27 protein-coding genes and 3 pseudogenes are annotated in these 20,622 nt (G+C 24.3%); 20 read left to right on the top strand and 10 right to left on the bottom strand.

Annotated features, from left to right (window positions below):
- Window positions 1-28: 28 nt before the first annotated feature.
- On the bottom strand, window positions 29-991 hold the full coding sequence (locus AACK91_RS03460) for an IS1/IS1595 family N-terminal zinc-binding domain-containing protein (protein ID WP_338963247.1): 963 nt from the start codon (window positions 989-991) through the stop codon (window positions 29-31).
- A gap of 140 nt (window positions 992-1,131) precedes the next feature.
- Between AACK91_RS03460 and pfkB the strand changes: the two genes are divergently transcribed.
- From pfkB to AACK91_RS03420, 8 genes are all read left to right on the top strand, one after another.
- Window positions 1,132-2,064, top strand: coding sequence for a 1-phosphofructokinase (gene pfkB / locus AACK91_RS03455; protein WP_338964169.1), 933 nt, complete (start codon window positions 1,132-1,134; stop codon window positions 2,062-2,064).
- Window positions 2,065-3,115: 1,051 nt separating this feature from the next.
- Window positions 3,116-3,337, top strand: coding sequence for a hypothetical protein (locus tag AACK91_RS03450; protein ID WP_338963241.1), 222 nt, complete (start codon window positions 3,116-3,118; stop codon window positions 3,335-3,337).
- Window position 3,338: 1 nt separating this feature from the next.
- Complete coding sequence (locus AACK91_RS03445) at window positions 3,339-3,476, top strand: hypothetical protein (RefSeq protein ID WP_338963239.1); 138 nt, start codon at window positions 3,339-3,341, stop codon at window positions 3,474-3,476.
- A 2-nt stretch (window positions 3,477-3,478) separates the two neighbouring features.
- Entirely contained in the window at window positions 3,479-4,180 is a 702-nt protein-coding gene (locus AACK91_RS03440) for a hypothetical protein (RefSeq protein ID WP_338963237.1), read from the top strand.
- A gap of 1 nt (window position 4,181) precedes the next feature.
- A complete protein-coding gene (locus AACK91_RS03435) occupies window positions 4,182-4,991 on the top strand; it encodes a recombinase RecT (RefSeq protein ID WP_338964166.1) in 810 nt (269 codons plus the stop codon).
- 66 nt (window positions 4,992-5,057) lie between these two features.
- The gene (locus AACK91_RS03430; protein ID WP_338963404.1) at window positions 5,058-5,522 is read left to right on the top strand and encodes a hypothetical protein; all 465 of its coding nucleotides are present in this window, start codon (window positions 5,058-5,060) and stop codon (window positions 5,520-5,522) included.
- 4 nt (window positions 5,523-5,526) lie between these two features.
- Window positions 5,527-5,715: a hypothetical protein gene (locus tag AACK91_RS03425; protein ID WP_338963402.1), complete on the top strand. Its 189-nt coding sequence runs from the start codon at window positions 5,527-5,529 to the stop codon at window positions 5,713-5,715.
- Window positions 5,708-5,917, top strand: coding sequence for a hypothetical protein (locus AACK91_RS03420; RefSeq protein ID WP_338963231.1), 210 nt, complete (start codon window positions 5,708-5,710; stop codon window positions 5,915-5,917). The genes AACK91_RS03425 and AACK91_RS03420 overlap by 8 nt, the downstream gene beginning before the upstream one ends.
- A 19-nt stretch (window positions 5,918-5,936) precedes the next feature.
- Here the strand turns inward: AACK91_RS03420 and AACK91_RS03415 are convergent, their stop codons facing one another.
- The 8 genes from AACK91_RS03415 to AACK91_RS03380 form a co-directional block, all read right to left on the bottom strand.
- On the bottom strand, window positions 5,937-6,275 hold the full coding sequence (locus tag AACK91_RS03415; protein WP_338963556.1) for a hypothetical protein: 339 nt from the start codon (window positions 6,273-6,275) through the stop codon (window positions 5,937-5,939).
- 73 nt (window positions 6,276-6,348) lie between these two features.
- Window positions 6,349-6,975, bottom strand: a complete 627-nt coding sequence (locus tag AACK91_RS03410; RefSeq protein WP_338964164.1) for a hypothetical protein — start codon at window positions 6,973-6,975, stop codon at window positions 6,349-6,351.
- Window positions 6,976-6,977: 2 nt separating this feature from the next.
- Window positions 6,978-7,163 (bottom strand): hypothetical protein, encoded by a 186-nt coding sequence (locus tag AACK91_RS03405; protein ID WP_338963554.1) that lies wholly within the window; start codon window positions 7,161-7,163, stop codon window positions 6,978-6,980.
- Between the two features lie 57 nt (window positions 7,164-7,220).
- A complete protein-coding gene (locus AACK91_RS03400) occupies window positions 7,221-8,183 on the bottom strand; it encodes an IS1/IS1595 family N-terminal zinc-binding domain-containing protein (RefSeq protein ID WP_338963247.1) in 963 nt (320 codons plus the stop codon).
- A gap of 266 nt (window positions 8,184-8,449) precedes the next feature.
- Complete coding sequence (locus AACK91_RS03395; RefSeq protein ID WP_338964162.1) at window positions 8,450-9,304, bottom strand: hypothetical protein; 855 nt, start codon at window positions 9,302-9,304, stop codon at window positions 8,450-8,452.
- On the bottom strand, window positions 9,294-10,232 hold the full coding sequence (locus AACK91_RS03390) for a hypothetical protein (protein WP_338964160.1): 939 nt from the start codon (window positions 10,230-10,232) through the stop codon (window positions 9,294-9,296). Before AACK91_RS03390 ends, AACK91_RS03395 begins: the two co-directional genes overlap by 11 nt.
- Before the next feature lie 6 nt (window positions 10,233-10,238).
- Complete coding sequence (locus tag AACK91_RS03385) at window positions 10,239-11,603, bottom strand: hypothetical protein (protein ID WP_338964157.1); 1,365 nt, start codon at window positions 11,601-11,603, stop codon at window positions 10,239-10,241.
- A gap of 15 nt (window positions 11,604-11,618) precedes the next feature.
- A complete protein-coding gene (locus tag AACK91_RS03380; RefSeq protein WP_338963219.1) occupies window positions 11,619-12,080 on the bottom strand; it encodes a hypothetical protein in 462 nt (153 codons plus the stop codon).
- Window positions 12,081-12,403: 323 nt separating this feature from the next.
- Here AACK91_RS03380 and AACK91_RS03375 point away from each other — a divergent pair, with 323 nt between their 5' ends.
- Window positions 12,404-12,838, top strand: a complete 435-nt coding sequence (locus AACK91_RS03375; RefSeq protein ID WP_338964154.1) for a hypothetical protein — start codon at window positions 12,404-12,406, stop codon at window positions 12,836-12,838.
- A 579-nt stretch (window positions 12,839-13,417) separates the two neighbouring features.
- Window positions 13,418-13,753, top strand: a complete 336-nt coding sequence (locus AACK91_RS03370) for a hypothetical protein (RefSeq protein ID WP_338964152.1) — start codon at window positions 13,418-13,420, stop codon at window positions 13,751-13,753.
- A gap of 40 nt (window positions 13,754-13,793) precedes the next feature.
- Here the strand turns inward: AACK91_RS03370 and AACK91_RS03365 are convergent, their stop codons facing one another.
- Window positions 13,794-15,068, bottom strand: coding sequence for a hypothetical protein (locus tag AACK91_RS03365; RefSeq protein WP_338964149.1), 1,275 nt, complete (start codon window positions 15,066-15,068; stop codon window positions 13,794-13,796).
- Between the two features lie 271 nt (window positions 15,069-15,339).
- On the opposite strand from AACK91_RS03365, the gene AACK91_RS03360 reads away from it, so the two are divergent.
- The 10 genes and pseudogenes from AACK91_RS03360 (at window position 15,340) to AACK91_RS11585 (ending at window position 20,598) form a co-directional block, all read left to right on the top strand.
- Window positions 15,340-15,489 carry a hypothetical protein gene (locus AACK91_RS03360; RefSeq protein ID WP_004027793.1) on the top strand — a complete coding sequence of 50 codons (150 nt, stop codon included), beginning with the start codon at window positions 15,340-15,342 and terminating at the stop codon, window positions 15,487-15,489.
- Window positions 15,489-15,740, top strand: coding sequence for a hypothetical protein (locus AACK91_RS03355; RefSeq protein WP_040092696.1), 252 nt, complete (start codon window positions 15,489-15,491; stop codon window positions 15,738-15,740). Before AACK91_RS03360 ends, AACK91_RS03355 begins: the two co-directional genes overlap by 1 nt.
- Window positions 15,741-16,150: 410 nt before the next feature.
- Window positions 16,151-17,113, top strand: coding sequence for an IS1/IS1595 family N-terminal zinc-binding domain-containing protein (locus tag AACK91_RS03350; RefSeq protein WP_338963247.1), 963 nt, complete (start codon window positions 16,151-16,153; stop codon window positions 17,111-17,113).
- Window positions 17,114-17,435: 322 nt separating this feature from the next.
- Window positions 17,436-17,870 (top strand): annotated as a pseudogene (locus AACK91_RS03345) (DUF3627 domain-containing protein).
- A gap of 151 nt (window positions 17,871-18,021) precedes the next feature.
- Window positions 18,022-18,225, top strand: a complete 204-nt coding sequence (locus tag AACK91_RS03340; RefSeq protein WP_338964147.1) for a DUF2649 family protein — start codon at window positions 18,022-18,024, stop codon at window positions 18,223-18,225.
- Window positions 18,225-19,238, top strand: coding sequence for a hypothetical protein (locus AACK91_RS03335; RefSeq protein WP_338964145.1), 1,014 nt, complete (start codon window positions 18,225-18,227; stop codon window positions 19,236-19,238). Before AACK91_RS03340 ends, AACK91_RS03335 begins: the two co-directional genes overlap by 1 nt.
- Window positions 19,231-19,491, top strand: a pseudogene (locus tag AACK91_RS03330) (hypothetical protein); the annotation flags it as partial. The gene AACK91_RS03335 and the pseudogene AACK91_RS03330, both read left to right, overlap by 8 nt.
- A 50-nt stretch (window positions 19,492-19,541) precedes the next feature.
- Complete coding sequence (locus AACK91_RS03325; protein WP_338963583.1) at window positions 19,542-19,778, top strand: hypothetical protein; 237 nt, start codon at window positions 19,542-19,544, stop codon at window positions 19,776-19,778.
- Window positions 19,779-19,794: 16 nt separating this feature from the next.
- Window positions 19,795-20,305: pseudogene (locus tag AACK91_RS03320) on the top strand (spiroplasma phage ORF1-like family protein); the annotation flags it as partial.
- Window positions 20,306-20,418: 113 nt separating this feature from the next.
- Window positions 20,419-20,598 (top strand): hypothetical protein, encoded by a 180-nt coding sequence (locus AACK91_RS11585; RefSeq protein WP_422397274.1) that lies wholly within the window; start codon window positions 20,419-20,421, stop codon window positions 20,596-20,598.
- Window positions 20,599-20,622 lie beyond the last annotated feature (24 nt).

The following is a 20,622-nucleotide window of genomic DNA, read 5'->3' as shown; positions in this document are numbered from 1 at the left end:
GTAAGATTATGATTTTGCTTTAAATTTTTTAAACGTTAAAATATAATACCGTTGATTGTTGGTTTGGTGTTAAACCTTTGTGTTGGTATTTTCATTTTCAGAGCTTTAAATAATTTTGAATATTAGTGAAACCCAAACCATGATAATGAATTAAGGCTTCTTTAAGACTGGATTGTAATTTACTAATCTTATTTAACTTTTGATAACTAGTATCAGGGTTTGTACTAGTTTTGGTGGAATATAGAGTAGAATTTGTTTGTTTTGCTACTAATAAATATAGTGGTTGCATATCAGAAATAATTATTGATTTTTCTTTAATTAGTTGCTTATTCATATTTTCAATAATCCATTGTTTTTGTAATCTTTTGGTATTGGTGGATTGAACAAAAATATTATTATTGCTATCAACCGCCATTTGAATACAGCATTTGGTATCAGTTGAAAATGGATCGAGATGAGTTTTTCGTTTATCAAATTTATCTTTAAAATTGCCTTTATGAATTTCTTTAATAAATGTTTCATCCATTTGGATTTGACCATTTAATTTTTTAAATTTTAACTGTGTATTTTCTAATTGTTTTGATTGCATTAATTTTTGTCGATTATATCAAGCGGTTTTTGGGGTTGTTTTAATAAAACGAGAAATTATTTTACTAGATTGTCCTAACAATGAAATTTGAATTAATAAATTTCACTGTTCATAATTTAAATGACTTCAATAAGTAAAATGATGACGAAATGCATCAAAACTAGCACGACATTTTTTACATAAATATTTTTGTTTTCCTTCGGAATTATGACCATTTTTAACACAATGAAAAGATTTGCAATTAGGACATATAATGCCTTTATCTCTAAATTTTTGATCAATTTCATTTAAACGTTTTTGTTTTTTAATTAAGTCTGCTTGTTGTTTTATTTTTTCATAAAATTCTAAAAATTGATCATCTGTTAAGCTATTTATTAATTCTGTAATTATTTTTTTCATCATTTATTTACCTCTATATATTAAAAATATACCTAATTTTAGGTATATTTTATAAATATCAAGAGTTTTCGACAAAATTAAAGGTAGAAACCCAATAATTTGGGTTTTTATAATGTTAAAATAAGAAATAAAGGAGTAAGAAGATGATTTATACATTAACGTTAAACCCAGCAATTGATCAAATTATTGAAGTTCCTAATTTTCAGTTAGGCGAAACAAATAAAGCGGTTGGGGAATATGATGTCATTGGTGGTAAAGGAATTAATGTTGCTGTTATGTTACAACACTTAGGTTATCCAACAACGGCGTTAGGATTTTTGGGTCGTGATAACAAGGAAATGTTTGAACATTATTTAACAGAGCAACAAGTGCCGGCTTATTTTCATGAAGTTAGTGGTAAAACCCGTACGAATATGAAAATTAAAAGTTTAGAAACTAAGCAAGAAACAGAATTAAATGGGGTTGCTTTTGCAATAACAGATGCCGATGTTACCACAATTTTAACCTTAATTAAAGCAAAAGTAACAAAAAATGATTGTTTAATTATTTCTGGTTCATTACCACAGCATTGTGATCATAATATTTATCAAATCATTAGTACTTATTGTTATGACCATCAAATCTCATTTGTTGTTGATGCAACAAAAGATGCATTATTATCAACTTTAGCAACAAAACCATTTTTAATTAAACCAAATTTAGCGGAATTAAATGAATTGTTTGGAACAAATTACGACTTTAAGCAAGTAACAGTAATTGTTGCACTAGGCCAAAAGCTTCGTGCGCAAGGTGCGCAAAATGTTTTAATTAGTAGTGGCAAAGATGGGAGTATTTTAATAACAAAACACGATGTTTACTTAGCAAATACAGCAACAGGACAGTTAGTTAATTCAGTTGGAGCTGGTGATTCAATGGTTGCTGGTTTTGTTGGTACTTATTTAGCAACAAAGGATTATCAAGCGGCATTGTTAATGGGAATTTGTGCGGGTTCAGCAACTGCTTTTAGTCCGAGGATTGCTTCTCGTGAATTGGTTGAAAGTTTAAAACCACAAATTACAATTACAATTTTTAAATAAAAAAAATGATATTTTTTAAAATATCATTTTTTTATTTTATGTATATATCGCTATGACTATGTTACTTTACTTATTGTACTTACAATTCTATCAATCAGTGTACCAAAAAATTGGCAGACAGTTTGGGAAAAACTATTTTTCCCATCTTAATTATATTGTCTTTTTTTTGTGATAGGCAATTATTTAATTATTTTTTTATAAAAGTGGTAAAGTTTGGTAAATTGCTATTTTTTTGGTCGTATAAAAAATATTGGGGTTTTGGAAAAAAACTCGGAAATTGAATAAGAATAATAAATTAAACCATTTACTAAAATGGTTTTTTTATTTGTAAAACCAAAATTATTAATTGATTCAGAGAAAGGACAGCATCTTAAATTATTAAAATAGAAACTTTTTACACAACTTTCTGATACCCTCTTTAAGTTGTTTACACATTTATAAATATCTTAGAAATCTTTACAAAGTGTATCTGTTTTTCTCCTAATTTAAGGTGTTGTCCTTTCTCTGTTTCAGTTAATTAATTTATTAAAATTACAACTTAATGCAGTGTGGGACGGTTATTTTAAATAACTAAGTGTTTTTATTCCACATGAGGCGGTCTAGCCCAGCGGTAATCAGTCCGTAAATAATAGACGCTTTAACAAGCGATAGTCGTGATAAGTGCGAGGTCAACATCAAACGACAATAAATATTGAGATGGCCACTTTATAAATAAATTTGCGATAGATATTATCCCATTAGAGGATGACAGAGGTTTTAAAAACCACAAAGCCAGCATTAGGCTCTTCAAGGTGCAAGTGAATTTATTTTAAAAACTGAACGCTTTGACCTGAAATGGTGCGGATGAAGAGAGAGAATTCTCTGGAATTATCTTATAAAAACAACTGTCGATTATTAAACATTAAACAATAAAACATACCGCCACCGCTCACCCGCAGTGAAGCGGATGGCGTAGTAAATAAATAGATAAATACTTAATTATATAACTAACTCTTGCTTTGGCACTTTCACTTGGGAGTGAGTGCCAGCGAGTTAAAAATAGGAGGTAAATATGACAATCAAAAATCTAATATCAATATATATGTACAATGATTTTTGTATTAATATATTTGATAATAAAACAGGGCAAAAAGAAAATATTAATGATGATATTAATTTAATTAAAAATGAAGAAGCACATTTATTAAATCAAGAAATAACTTATTTTGATATTAAAGAACAAAAAGGAAGAAAATTAATAGAAATATTAATAGCAAAGAACGAGGTAAATTAGTATGTGAAAAGATGAAAATGGTTATGTTTATACTGAAGAAGATTTATTTAATATGGCATTAGAAGAATGTCATTCAGAAGAAAGTGCTTATGAATATATTGATAATTTAATTAATGAAATGGAATTAGAGGAAATTTAATTATGGCAGATTTAAAATTAAATAATGAAGTTAAAAATATTACGTATCCATTTTATTTAAAAGGAAATAATTTTAAAGAATTAAGTTTAAAAGCATTAACAATTAAAAAATGAATTGATGAAAATGGACAAGAATTAGCAGAATTTATATATCGACAACAAGCTTGATTAATAAATGGAGAATATAAATCACAATCACTAAAAGATTTAAAATTAGTAGTTTCAAAAATTGATTATATTTTTAGAGAACCATTAGAATTAATAAAATCTTTTAAAGATGAATTAAATTTTATTAGAAAAGATATTTTGAATTTAGAAAATAATATTAAGAATAATCATGATTCTTTAAAAAATAATGTTATTAATATTCAATTTCAAAAACAAAATGAAATTATTGAAACTCATAAAAAAGAACAATTTTTAGAAATTAAAAGTGTAGCAAAACAAGAGCAAGAATTAAAAATTATTACTAGTAATTTTCGGAAAGAAAAATTATTAATTAAAGATATTGAGGTTATTGGTATTAATGATGATTTTTTACAAAATGCTGATAAATTAGAACTTATTAATCTTATTAAAAATTATTTAGTTGTTGATGAACAAATTGTTAAAAATGAAATTAAAGATCAGTGAGATAGTAATAAAGATATTAATTTAATTGGGGTTAAAGGTATTAATTTTAAAATAAATAAAGGAGAAAAATAATATGGCAAATATTGTTGAATTTTTAAGAACAGATAAAGCAACAGAATGAATAAAAAGTAAATTTTCTAATGAAAATGAAATTGCAAGATTTAAAAGTAATATAGTTGCAATATCAAATAGTAATGAATTATTACAAAAAGCAGATCCAAAAACAATTATGACTGCTTGTTATCAAGGAGTTTTATTAAATTTACCAATGGAAAAACAATTTGGTTATGCTTATGTAGTTCCATATAATACTAAAATAACAAGAATTATTAACGGTCGCGAAATCCAAGAATGAATTAATCAAGCTCAATTTCAAATAGGTTATAAAGGTTATATTCAATTAGCACAAAGAAGTGGTCAATATTTAGATATGTCAGTATCAGATGTTAGAGAAAATGAATTAGTAAATTATGATCGTTTAAAAGGAACTAGTTTTAATTGAATTCAAAATGAAGATGAAAGAGAAAAATTACCAATTATTGGTTATGTAGCATACTTTAAAATGGTTAATGGTTTTGGAAAAACTTTATATATGACCAAAGAACAAATGGAAAATCATTTTATGAAATATTCTAAAACTTATGCTAAAAATAAATCATTTTATATTGCTACTTTTGATGAAATGGCATTAAAAACAGTATTAACATCTTTATTAAGAAAATGAGGTATTATGTCTGTTGAATTACAACAAGCTTATAAATCAGATCAGGCAGTTATTACAACTAATGATGAAAAGATTTATATTGATAATGATAGCAATATAAGCATAAATAAGGGTCAAATTAGTAATGAAAATATATCAAGTGAAGAAGTTGACAGATAATAATTTAGTTAAAGAAGAAGATATATCAAATGTAGTGCCAACAATTAATAATAACAACGATGAGGAATGAGCCACTTGATAAAAATAGGTATTGACCCATCAGGAACAGGTACTACTGCTATTGTTATTTATGAAGATAATAAATTAATTGAAAAATTAGAATTTACAAATAAAAATTGAAAAGAACAATATGAATTTATTAATGATAAATTGTTTGATTATGAAGAAAAAATTAATATTGAAGATTGTTTATATACATCTGCTAATGCAAGTAAAGATAGAGATGATTTATTAAGATTATTAGGAGCATTATCTGTTTATAAATATTTTATTAATTGAGTATCACCAAAAAATACTAAATCAGTTGTTAAAAATATGGAAAATTTAAGTAAATATAATGATAGTTGTATATGAAAATTTGATAAAGATACTAATTTAACTTATCAATATGGTAAAGGTTGATTTTATAATAATGAAAAAATAAGTAATCATTTACGAGATGCAATTATTATTGCTAATTATGAAAGTTAATATTATGAAACATTCATATAATCAAAAAACAGGAAAGTATTATTCTTGTCAAATTCGTAATGTTAATATTTACTTAAATAAAAATGAAGAAAAAGTTTGAAATGAATTTAATAACTTTACTTATTCGCAACGAATTGAATATCTTATTAACTTTTATATAACACATTATAAAGGAAATAAAGAATATGAATAATTATATTTTATGTTATCGATCTGAACAAGGTAATCGCCCTTGTAAAAACCCTCGTGGTGAATATATAATTGGGATTGATAAACAAGATGTAGATATTAATTCAACTGAATACTGAGAATATTATAAAAATAATTATGGAAAAAATAATTTAGTTATTTGTAAAGTTAAAAATTTAGACTTAATATTAGAAAATAAAAAATAACCAATTAAGGTTATTTTTTTTAAATACTATTTGTTAGTTTTTTAATAGCATCTTTTTGTGCTTGTTTTTTGTCATTTACTTTAACTTGTTTTTTAACATTTTTAATTTGACCTGTTTTTAATGCTAATTCTGTTGCATAATCAGGTCCTCGTAAATGTTTTTCGTGAGCAATAACAGCAGTTCTTAATTCTCTAATTTCTGCTTTATATTTTTTAATTTTTTTAGCAGATAATCCAAGAATACCAAGACTACCCATTCCACCAGCACCCGCTAACACAAGTAAAGCAATTACTATTTCATTACTAATTTCCATTTCTTTATTTCCTTTCTTATCCTTACTCAAACAGTGGCCATCCATTCTTTCAGAACAAAATAATTTATAAATTAAACTATATAACCACCCAAAAATATCAACCGCCCCTATATATAGTTTATTTTAAATTTAATTCTTTGTTATTTTCTTCTTGTTTTTTAGTATATTCATCTTGCATATTTTTAAATATTTCTTCTGTTATACCATCCAAATTATTTCATTGTTTTGCTATTCTTGGTTGAATAACACGAGAATTAATTCGACAATCTAAGCAATGTCTTAAATGGTCTTTTTTTCATTTTGATTTATCAATTCAAATAATAATTAAAGAAATTATTAAAGTAATTAAAGGTAAAATTGTAAATACTAATCCCATTTTAGATATTTTTAATCGTGGAATATCAATTTTCATATCTACTTTGGGTTTACTACTAGCAACAAATATACCCTGAATTCCGTGTGTAAATAAAGGTGTTAATAAAATAGCAATTCCATTACCTCAATATTGACCATAATTATATCAATTAATATTATCTTTTATTGCATTGATCATGCCATATTCTAATCAACAATTTAATGCTAAAAATATCAATGTATAAAAACTAACTACTCAACTACGAATTTTATATTTTCTTTCTCATTCTCTAATATCTTTATGAGTTCAATTATAAGTCGGAATAGGGTCTTTTTTAAATCAATTTCAAGGTAAGGCACCTTTTAATCAAGTTGTTTTATCTTGTTTCATTATTAACTCACCAATTTTCTTTTAATTTTTAAATTACCTATTTTTATATTTTCAAAAGAACTAATAAGACCATTTGTGTCAATATACCAACCTGAAACACCTTTACTAGATGATACAACAATTCCACAACCAATATCAAAATCTTCTTTAATTTTGTCGAAAACTCTTGATGAAATAAAAAAAATCATCAATATGACAATTTGAAAACTAATTTTGTGTAAGATTATGATTTTGCTTTAAATTTTTTAAACGTTAAAATATAATACCGTTGATTGTTGGTTTGGTGTTAAACCTTTGTGTTGGTATTTTCATTTTCAGAGCTTTAAATAATTTTGAATATTAGTGAAACCCAAACCATGATAATGAATTAAGGCTTCTTTAAGACTGGATTGTAATTTACTAATCTTATTTAACTTTTGATAACTAGTATCAGGGTTTGTACTAGTTTTGGTGGAATATAGAGTAGAATTTGTTTGTTTTGCTACTAATAAATATAGTGGTTGCATATCAGAAATAATTATTGATTTTTCTTTAATTAGTTGCTTATTCATATTTTCAATAATCCATTGTTTTTGTAATCTTTTGGTATTGGTGGATTGAACAAAAATATTATTATTGCTATCAACTGCCATTTGAATACAGCATTTGGTATCAGTTGAAAATGGATCGAGATGAGTTTTTCGTTTATCAAATTTATCTTTAAAATTGCCTTTATGAATTTCTTTAATAAATGTTTCATCCATTTGGATTTGACCATTTAATTTTTTAAATTTTAACTGTGTATTTTCTAATTGTTTTGATTGCATTAATTTTTGTCGATTATATCAAGCGGTTTTTGGGGTTGTTTTAATAAAACGAGAAATTATTTTACTAGATTGTCCTAACAATGAAATTTGAATTAATAAATTTCACTGTTCATAATTTAAATGACTTCAATAAGTAAAATGATGACGAAATGCATCAAAACTAGCACGACATTTTTTACATAAATATTTTTGTTTTCCTTCGGAATTATGACCATTTTTAACACAATGAAAAGATTTGCAATTAGGACATATAATGCCTTTATCTCTAAATTTTTGATCAATTTCATTTAAACGTTTTTGTTTTTTAATTAAGTCTGCTTGTTGTTTTATTTTTTCATAAAATTCTAAAAATTGATCATCTGTTAAGCTATTTATTAATTCTGTAATTATTTTTTTCATCATTTATTTACCTCTATATATTAAAAATATACCTAATTTTAGGTATATTTTATAAATATCAAGAGTTTTCGACAAAATTAAAGAAAATCTTTAAAAGTTTCTAAAAACATATATGGTAAAATTGAAAATTGACATCATATTTTATATTCAAATTTAGAACTATCAAAATTTTTAATTTGATATGTTAGACTACTATTTGGATTAAAATCACTAGTATCTACAAATTCTCAATTACTACTACTAATAAGTATATCACCATTACCTAATAATTAATTACCATTAATAGTTTTAATATTTTCACCCGATATTAATTGATCTTGTTTTAAATCAGAAACAGTAATCTCATTTTTATCATTTTTAATAATATATTTATTATCAATTTTAATATCACTACCGCCACTTTGTTTTGCTTTTCATACATTATTTTCATAATAAATCGTGTCATTATCAAACGGAACAATAAGTTTAATATATTCGTTATAATCAATTTTAGAAAAGTCATTAATAGTAGAATAAATAATATTTATTGAATTATCAGTTTGTAATCGTTCTTTTAATCAAAATAATAATGTTGGATAAAAAGTTTTTTTACTAATATGCTTATATTCTTCTTCTCATGGATGAGCATAATTATCTAAACTATAATTATAAGGTCTAGATACTGTTTTACTAGATATAATATCAATAATTTCACCTGCTAATTTTAAAGCATTTTTAACATCACGAGTAATATTTTCATTTGCTTCTGGGTCATTAGTTTGTGAATATGCTACACCACCTTGTGAAAATGAAGCACTACCAGTTAAATCATTAACTCCTTTTGGTAAATATCAATTTATAACTGCTAATAAACAAGCAGATTTAATATAACTTAATCATTTATCATATTCAATTAAACCAGTATTATCTTTTTTTACTCAAGGAAACAAATCTTTTTTATTAATTTTATCTGAAATTGTTCCACCTGATAATCTATCCATTCATAAACTAGTTTTTAAAATAGCATTATAAATTAAATTATCATTATAAGCAGATTGTTTACGATCATTAATAGGTTGTCAAAGTTTACTTTCTTTAACATCTTCAACTGTTATAAATAACAAATTACTTAAATTATTTTCCATATAAAACACCCCTTAATTGATTACGATATTTATTTTTTAAATTATTTGGTTTATAACTATTAACCTTTCTTTTGGTTTTATTAATTGCTTTAATAGATTTATTAACCTGATAAAATTTATTTTTAACTGGTGTTTTATATAAATTCTTAATATTTTTAACATCACTTTTTCGTTCTCGATATCATTTTTTATTATTAATTTCACCAGCAAAATTAAAATTAAAATGTCCAATCTTTAAATTATTAATAAACTTTTTAATTTGTTGTAATTTTTGAACTGTTGGTAATGTTAATTTAGTAGTTCCTTTGGGATATTTTTCTTTTAATGCTTGTGGTAATCGTTTTTTAATATAATTTCTTAAATGACTAGGTAACCATTTTCTTAATCAATAACGCCAAAATAAAGTTCCAGCATTAGAAACAGCATTACTTAATAATTTTCATATTTCAACTGGAACACTAGGATAAACATAAGGTCCATAAAACTTAGGATGTTTTGCTGTTTTTGTATATATTAAAATAGTTAAATTACCTGTTAAAGTTAACTTATTTGTAATATTAAACATACCACTATCAAGTCAACTACTATTTAAAGGTTGTCAATTAGTATTTAGATAATTTTCATTTTTAAATTGTTCTCTATTTTTAATATTATTATCTTTTTCTAATTGACTTAATATTTGTTGTATTTCTTTTTTATGACCTTTTTTAATTAAATCTAAATAAGTAAATGGATTTAATCACTGATAAATATCTTCAACTTTACTTGTAATTTTATTATATTTATCAGTAATATAATTAATTGGTTTTAATACTTTATTTTGAACTTGATTAACTCTATTAATTAAATTTACAAATTTACTTATTAAAGGTTTATTTTCTAAATTAGATACTAATAAAGTTAAAACGCGTAATATTAGTAAATTCATTGTTTATTAAGAATTTTTAATTACTACATCAATTGGATTTGTTTGACCAGTAGCATTGTTTTTACCCTCAATTTGAACTTCAACAGTTTTATCATTTGTAATATTAATTGGTCAATCTTCACCCCCAGCTTCAATAAAGTAATCATAATCATTCTCAGTTAAAGAACTATCTATGGCTTTAACTGCTTTTAAAACGACAGCTTTAAATTGTGGTTTTAATTGTTCTGGTGTTGCTTGTGTTGGATCTGTAACATGAATAGTTGGTTTATCTAATTTATTAATCCCACTAATATCAATTTTATTTGATGATGGAATTACATAATCAACGGGCACTCTAAAAGTTTTATTTAGATTACTTTTAGCAGTATTAATTTCATCTTCTGTTGGTTGTTTTTCTAAAATAATTTTACATGTTTTTGGATATAAAATTGTTGGTGTTGCATATTGTACTTTACCAATTCATTTAGGGTTAGCAGTATCATTATCTAAAACTTGTTGAATAGTATCCATATTAATTGGATAAGCTCATACTTGTTTATTAATAATTAAACCATTTACATTAGTAAAATTATAACCTTTATCACGGTTAACTTGTCCTTTTGTATATGTTTTTTCTAAATGAAAACTTTTAGATACAGGAATACCCATTGCAGTATTTTCATATAATTCACCATTAACCATTGCTTTTAATTGGGCTTGTGAACCAATTACTTTTAAATACGCAGGTGTTAATCCTAAATAGGCACGTCGTCCTAAAACCATAAACATTTTATCTGTTGGTAATCCAAAATATAAATTACTAATTTGATTAGTTAATTCAATCAAAGTTTCATTTAATGTAAAAAATGCCTTATTTGCATCATCAGCATTTTCAGCTGTATAACTACGAAATGGAATTACTTCATATTGACCATCTGCTAAACAATAATCATAAATAGCCTGAATTAATTCACATTCTAAATTAACAAATTTATTCTGTACAACACTAGAAATAGCGTCGGCAATAACACTATTTTTAATATTTTGTTCTATTAATGCCAAGTCAAAAGCCTCATTCATTAATTTTAAATTAAATCTTTTATCAATAGGAACTGGAATTCTTGTTAATCCCATTGTTTGCGTTGTCCCACCATTTGGTAATGAATAATCATCTTGTCATACTACACGATGAGTTAAATTATATAGTGCTTGTCCTGCATTAGGTAATCAAGCAACTTGTTCTGCGGTTGCAGTAGCATACTGCATAATACTTGCATATTCATTATATAAAGGTCCACGCAATAAAGCATTAACCATATCAACATAGGATTTTTGACCTGTTGTGTTACCTTGTAATGTAAAAGGTACTTGTGGCAAATTAATTGTTGCCATAATTTCACTCCCTTATTATCTAAGGTTTTTAAGTGTATAATCAGTTAATTTTTTAATTTCTTCTGGAGTATATGCTCCTTTTTCTTTAATAGTTTCAATTTCATCATTTTTATTTTCAACCGATTTTTCAATCATATCTTTAATAAAATTAGTTGGTGAAACTGATGGTTGTTCTTCAACAAACAAATCAGGTTTTAATTCTTTTAAAGTTTGCATTTTTTCAGATAAAGAACTACCACTAACTTTTTCTAAATTAATTTTAATATCTTCAATTTTAGTAGATGGAACATCTTTAAATGCTTTTAATTCATCTAATTCATTAGATAATTTAATAAAGTCTTCTTTTGATATAACATCTTCGCGTTTTTGCACACTTTCTCTAATTTGTTTTGCTTCATTATTAAACTGATTTAAGATATTTTCAGCAATCTCTTCACTTAAACCTTGTTCTATTAATTGTTCTTTTGTAAGTGCCATTTTATAAACTCCTCTTTTTTTATTCTTGTTCGATTAACAAGTCAGCATAAACTCTTTTTTGATACAAAAAGATTAAAACTTATATTAATTATATACTTATAGTTTATAAATACAATACTTTTTATAAACAAATACTAAACATAATTTATTATGTTGTTAATTTAACCCTTAAAACAATTAATAATAACTATTTTTCAAGATAAAATTTTAAAATAATTTCTAATTTTGCTTGCATATATATATATATATATATATACTGAAGGTAAATCTTGATAAAGAATTTCAATAAATAGTTTCAAGATAAGAAAAGGAGAAATACAGTAATGAAAAAATTACTTAGTTTATTAAGTGTATTAACTATTAGCGGAACTGCTGTCCCAACAACAATTGCTGCTAGTCCTTATCAAAAAGAAGAATCACAAAAAGATAATTTAAAAACCTTAAAAAGAGTTAAAAGAGATTTATGAACCACTAACATTTGAGATCCATTTAAAAATAAAGTTGTTGATCCAGTAAACAAAGTTTGAACTGATAATGTATTTGATCCAGCAAAAAATATTACACAAAATTGTTTAAATAATATGGGTAATATGCTTAAAGAAGGCGGAATTAGAGCGGGAGTTGGTGCTGCTGGTGGAGCAGTTACAGGTGCTGCTGGTGGTGGTCTTGTCGGTTCTGCTATTGGAGCAGGAGTTGGTGCTGCTGGTGGATTTGTTAGTGGTGCTGCTGAGAAATGTATACGTGCAAATGTTAATTAAATCAATTATAAAAAAATTTATGGAAATAAATTTTTATTTCCATTTTTTATTAAATTATCAAAAAATAGAAAGGAATTGAAAATATAAAAAAAATATTAAGTCTTTTAGGAATAATCACTTTAATCGGGACAAGCACAACAAGTTTAATTGCTTGTAATACACCAGAAAAAAAATATACACCTGATGAATTAACAAAATTAAAAGAACAAAACAATATAAAAACAAAAGATGGTATTTTAGAATGAATAGCACCACAAGAATCTCCATTTAACGCAGATAAATATTATTATGTAGTATGACGCGGTGATAAAAATAATAATTGAAGAATTGTTAAATTTAAACACTCTAATGGTCAAAAAGTTAATGATAAGTATGACAAGTATAAACTTATATCTTCAAATGATGAAAAAAATTTATTTAATTTATTTATTTTAAAAGGGTCTGTAAGTTATTTTTGATTAAAAAAAGATGATGGAACTCACTTTAAATCAGTATATCGTTGAAATTTAGATACTAATGAACCTGATTTAGTTATTGATAATGATGGTAATATAAAAGTTAAAGGAGAATAATAAAGTTATGGATATTCCTTGAATTATAATTATACCAATTATTATTTTTTCAACAATTGTCATAACCATTATTATTCTTATTTATAAAACACAAAATAAAAAAATTTATGAAATTATTGACCAAGAAATTAAAACTAATTTAGAAAAATTAAGTTATACTAATTATGTTTGAAAAAATAATGATAATTATTATAATTTAAAAAGTAGTTTACGCGGTTGTATTATGGATAATAGAAAAACTTTTCCTAGTATTTCAAAAGCATATCAAAATAATTCGCCAACTAAAAAGAAGGAAATTTATAATATTGTAAAAGAATATTTAGAATTAGATAATAAATATTAAACATAATAAAAAAACAAAGTGCATTGAGCACTTTTTATTTTTATCTTGGTTTAAATGTAATTTTAACTGGGCTATCATTATTATTTACCATATTTAAAACACCCAAAGCATTAAGGTCTATTGTTATATCTTTATCATTACCAAAATGATGAAAAGAAGAATTATTAATACCTAAAAATAATTGAGGTAATAATACTTTTGAAAATCTAATTTTTAATTTCATATCATTTGTATAATATGCTTGTAAATATGTTTCTTTAATTTTATCATTAACATTATCGGATAATTTTGTTATTTGAAGTAAAAATTTAATATTACCATGACCTTTTTGTGTTATGTATTTATTTGGATAATCCTCACTAGGTAAACCACTAGTAGAAGCAGTAGCGAATGTTTGAATATCATTTACTCGTATATTATTTGTATATAAAGTTATGGTATTATCAAAATTAACTTTATCAGTTTGTTTTAAACCTGTTTTCTGTAAAGTAATATTAGATAATGAACCAAAGTCATAATCACAAGTAGACCCACCACTATTTAAACCAATATTTCTATCTTTAATATAACTTTCAATTCTATTTGTTTCTGTGTTAACTTGTAAATTATCCAGATTGCTTATTTCAATTGTTTTATAAGAACTAATAAATTTATCTATACTTTGAATTGTTGGGTCAATTTGTCTTAAATTAATTTCAGTTTCATAATAACCATTATATTCAGTACCATCATCAAATAAATTAACATAACTTTGAGAATTTATTGCTTTTTTACATTGTGCTAGGGCTGTAATTTTAGTTATTAATGCTTGTCCTGTTTTACCATCTCAGATATCTTTGGTATATTCTGGGTAATTATATGGTACTGGTGGTAATACATATTGTGGATAATTAAAGGTTGGTATTTCATAATCATGTGGTAATAAGAAACTAGTTTTATAATTAGTTGTCATATAGCGTAAATAATTATTTAATGTACTTTTTGTTTTACCTCTAAAACTTCATACTGATAAGCGTAAATAATATTCTTCATTATTTGTATATGGGTTGTCAGCATAAAAGATAATTTCAAAATTACCTTTATATAATGCTTGAATTGAAAACATATCAATAATATAACTACAATTTGTTCCATCGGGTGTTTGTAAGAATTCGCAATTATTATCTTTTTCACTATCACTAACTGGTGTTTGAGCATCAATTGCTTTGGTTTGTTCATTAATTAAATAAACTCTATTTGTTTTTTCATTTAATTGTTTTAAATTATATGTTGAATAAACTAATTCTTCTGTTGGTTTACCATCCTTATTAGGCATCGTGTAAGTGAAGTGCAACAAATCAACTTTGAAAGGAGTTGATTTTTTTAATGGAAAGAAAACATTATTTTATTTTACGGTCCTTAGTAACTAAGTATGGAAAAGATAATGTTATTAATACGGTAAATAATATTGTAATTAATAATGAAAAAGAAGATGAATAAATTATCCGCGTAATTTATTAGCGGTAATTTATTCAATATAGTTTATTTTGAGCGTAGCGAACACGCGAAGCGTGCCGCGAAAATTAGATTTTTAGGAGGAATAAGTTATGCCAGTTTGATTAACGACAATTTTTAGTGTTGTTATTATATTAGGTATTTTTGCGTGAATTGGTTTATCAATTTATCAAAAAATTCGCCAAATTCGAGGAAAGAAAAAAGATAAAAAAGAAATTGAAAATAAGGAGGATAAAAAATAATGTTAGGTATGTATTTAACAACAGCAATTAATTTTTTAGCAGTTGGTGATAAACCTACTATTTCAGATGGAATGGGTTCTATTTGAAGTGGTTTAGGGCAAGCAATGATGAAAGTTAAAGAAGCAATTTATGCTGTATTACCACAATTAATGACCTTTTTAGGTGATGCGTGAATTATTTTAATTCCATTTGGTATTTTTGTTATCATTAAGATTTTAAACTTTTTCCGTGTTATGGTTAAAGGATTTTAATATTTATTATTACTGATCATATATCTTAGCTATGGCACACTAGCTTTTATGTGAGTTGATTAAATAATTTTGTTGTTTATTTTTGTATTACACACTGTCTATAAGTTATTATTGAAATTATTAGTAATGAAATAATTGTTTTAAAGTAGGATTTAATAAAAATAAGAATATTTTTATTAAGGGTCATATTAATAGTAGTTTTGGAATATAAATTTTTATAATATTCTTTATAAATATATCTACTTTCTTTTTAAAATTTGTAGGCAGTGTGTAGTGCAAAAATATCAATTTAATTATAAATGATTAATTTTATATTTTAATAACTATTATCTTTAATTTTGTCGAAAACTCTTGATATTTATAAAATATACCTAAAATTAGGTATATTTTTAATATATGGAGGTAAATAAATGATGAAAAAAATAATTACAGAATTAATAAATAGCTTAACAGATGATCAATTTTTAGAATTTTATGAAAAAATAAAACAACAAGCAGACTTAATTAAAAAACAAAAACGTTTAAATGAAATTGATCAAAAATTTAGAGATAAAGGCATTATATGTCCTAATTGCAAATCTTTTCATTGTGTTAAAAATGGTCATAATTCCGAAGGAAAACAAAAATATTTATGTAAAAAATGTCGTGCTAGTTTTGATGCATTTCGTCATCATTTTACTTATTGAAGTCATTTAAATTATGAACAGTGAAATTTATTAATTCAAATTTCATTGTTAGGACAATCTAGTAAAATAATTTCTCGTTTTATTAAAACAACCCCAAAAACCGCTTGATATAATCGACAAAAATTAATGCAATCAAAACAATTAGAAAATACACAGTTAAAATTTAAAAAATTAAATGGTCAAATCCAAATGGATGAAACATTTATTAAAGAAATTCATAAAGGCAATTTTAAAGATAAATTTGATAAACGAAAAACTCATCTCGATCCATTTTCAACTGATACCAAATGCTGTATTCAAATGGCAGTTGATAGCAATAATAATATTTTTGTTCAATCCACCAATACCAAAAGATTACAAAAACAATGGATTATTGAAAATATGAATAAGCAACTAATTAAAGAAAAATCAATAATTATTTCTGATATGCAACCACTATATTTATTAGTAGCAAAACAAACAAATTCTACTCTATATTCCACCAAAACTAGTACAAACCCTGATACTAGTTATCAAAAGTTAAATAAGATTAGTAAATTACAATCCAGTCTTAAAGAAGCCTTAATTCATTATCATGGTTTGGGTTTCACTAATATTCAAAATTATTTAAAGCTCTGAAAATGAAAATACCAACACAAAGGTTTAACACCAAACCAACAATCAACGGTATTATATTTTAACGTTTAAAAAATTTAAAGCAAAATCATAATCTTACACAAAATTAGTTTTCAAATTGTCATATTGATGATTTTTTTTATTTCATCAAGAGTTTTCGACAAAATTAAAGACTATTATTAAAAATTAAATAGTATTTTTCAGTGTGTCAATTTTTATTATTTTATATATTTAACATTGTTAATAACATTGTTTATTAAACATTAAATAAACAATATATAGCATTATGTATAACATTGTTAATAATCAGTGTTTTTATCAATAAGTAAACAATATATAAACATTAAATATAACATTGTTTATTAAATAAATATTTAGTTAGGAGTTGATAAAATTGAGTAATTTTGTTAAGAAAAATCAAAATATAGAAAATTATTTTATTCGTAAAGAGTTGATAGTTTTTGAAACAGAAAAAGCAATTTTTATAAATTTACCTAATCATAATCGTCATATTGGTTTTTGGTTGAGTAATAAATTTATTTATCCGAGTGAAAAACACTCAGAACAAGTAGCAATCGGTTTGATTTATGATAATTCTTATCCTATTGTAAAATATGATGAAAATTTAAAACGTCATGTGTGAAAATATTTAACTGGAGCAGAACTAATCAATTTGTATAATCAATAAAAATAAAATTATTTTACACAAATGAAAAAAGCAATATTTCCTGGTGAACCTCAAAAAGTAAAAACAACTAACAATAATTTAACAAATTGAAGTGATGAAAAAGTAGATAAATTAATTAATGACTTGAAGGACTTAAATTAATGGGTTTATATGATTATTGAGTTCAATTTGTTAGTTATATTATTGGTTCAAATGCTCCTGAATTTTTATATGTCATATCATTTGTATTATTTATCGTTTTATTTTTGGGGATGTTTTTTAAACTTATTCAGAAAATGTGGAGTTTTTAAATATGCAAAATGATTGAGAAAAATTAAAAGAGTTTTTTATTTATGTATTTTTGTTTATAAATAAAACGAATGTTGAAATTATTACAACTTGAAATTTAACTCAAAATGAATATTTAACTCTTATGATTGGTATTTGAATTGTGATTTTATTTTTAACGTGGTTTTTATTGTGAATGGTTTTTAAAATAGTTGGGTATTTTAAGTAATGAAAAAATTTATATTTTTCTTAAAAAATTATTGTTATATTGGTGGTTCAATGATTTTGTTTAGTTTAATTGATTTATTACTTTGAATAATTTCATTAAATTATACCGGTTTAGTATTTTGATTATTGTTTGCTTTGCAATGTGTTTATTTTGTCTGATGAGTTTGAAAAAACATATTTTATCAGTTGAGTGCTTTTCGTTTAGTTAATTTTGTTTGAGATAATCCGTTATCAGTAATTATTGGTAAGTTAGGGACGGGAAAAACTTTACTTTTAACTTATTTATCACAAACTATGAAACTATTAACAGATAAGATTTATAGTAATTATCCGTTAGAAGATGATAAAGTTAAAGTTTTAACATTTAAAAATTTAGATTTTACAGATAGAACAAAACCAGTTCCCCCAGATGATAGTGTTATTTTATTTGATGAAAGTTATTTATATATTGATGGAACTAGTCCCCACGATGAGAAAAAAGTTCATAGTGGTAAAATTCCGTGAATTGTATTAGCAAGACATTTTGGTAATCGTGCTTTATTTACAGCTCAGCGTGAGGGTATGATTTGAAATAATATTCGACAATTAGCAAGTGGTATTATTATTCCAATTTCATTGAAAAAACCTATTGCTAAAAAAGGATTTAATTTTTTTAATCGTTTCTTTATTATGCGAATTGGTATTTTTCAAGATATTACAGATTATGAAATTTGAAAAACAAAATCAGTAGAACGAACAGCCGAAGGTAAACGAGCAAAACATAAGTCGGATGTTGGGTTAGGAATTCGGTTTTTTAAAATAATTATTCCATTAGAATTTGCACAGAAATATGATAGTAAATGATGAAAGTTTGTTCGTGATTTAAAAAATGATGAAATAGTTAATTATAAAGAATATTATTGGTCAGAAATTACTAAATTAAGTGTTAAAGAGCGTTTAGTATTGTTTGATATTGATATTTTGAAAAAAAATTTAAAACCTAAAAAAGAAAAAGGAAGTGATAAAGATGATTAATTTATTATCAGAAAGTAATAATTGAGATAAGATTTTTAGTTTTATTTTTGATGTATTTTTGTTTATTTTTGATGTAATTTGAAATACTAAATTACCAATGACAAATACAACTATTGCTTATTTTATTATCTTTTTTATGGTTGTTAAGTTATCAATTTATGCTATCCACGGAACAAGAACACAATATAATGAATTAGGTTCAACTGTTAAAAACAATACATCAAAATTGTATGCTTCAACAGTACGTGGTGTTAAAAAAGCACATAAGGCTAATAAAAATGGTCGGTGAAAGGAAACAGATTAATGATTAGATTAGTTTTATTAGTTGCTGCAATTGCTATTTTTGGTACTAGTTTTATTACGGTGATTATAAATCAATTAACATCAGCAAAAAATATCATTATGGATTTATATAACTCAGATACTTTTTTACTTTCTTTGTTTGGTAAAATGGCAATTTTGTTTAGTCATCCATTAATGTTAACAATATCAAGTTTATATATTGTTGGGTTTATTGTTTCAAAAACATTGTATAGTTAGGGGTTGAATTATAAATATGAAAAAATCATTATCTTTATTTGCCATATCTATTTTAGGTATTTTAGGTTTAATTATTCCATTTATTACTTTAACAGCATTTAAACCCTTAAATCAGCAGAATTATACTGTTAATTAACAAACAATGGGAATGAATGAAACTGATTTTATTAATACAATGTTTTTACGCAGTAGTTTTTTTGAAAACTGGTCTGAAACAAATTACTTTATTAATCCAACTCTAAAAACATCACAAACATTAACTTATAATGATCAGTGATATTTAGACTTTTTAAAGGATAGTTATTCAACGGGAATTTCATTTGATAAGCCTAGTGATGAGTTTATGGATTTATATAAAAATTGAGATACTTATGCTAAACAATATAATATTGATAAATTCTATGATGTTGATAAAAAACAATTTTTAAAAGAATTAACTAATTTTTCTTATTCTTTTGCTAAGTATTTTAATACTGTGGAAGTTATTAATAAATTAGAAAGAGGTATTGATAATTTACAATTAGTTAAAATGATTAATGAGTTTTGAATACAAATTCCTAGAACACAGGCACCTAATAAATAATTTTTAACTGCTACTAATAAATGATATTTTTATGGAGAAAAAAGAAATGGTCAATATTTGCTTACAAAATTTTATTTTGATAATAATTTTATTAAAAATCAAAACACTTGATGACAACACTTAAAAAATGATTCAGATTTTATTTGAAACTATAATTTAGTATATCGTTGAGATGGAAACGGTGAACCAGAATCACCCGTTGTCTTTAATTTTGTCGAAAACTCTTGATATTTATAAAATATACCTAAAATTAGGTATATT

The sequence above is a fragment of the Spiroplasma endosymbiont of Sarcophaga carnaria genome, assembly GCF_964019595.1.
GTDB lineage: Bacteria > Bacillota_I > Bacilli_A > Mycoplasmatales > Mycoplasmataceae > Spiroplasma > Spiroplasma poulsonii.
This window is presented reverse-complemented; position numbering and strand designations above follow the sequence as displayed.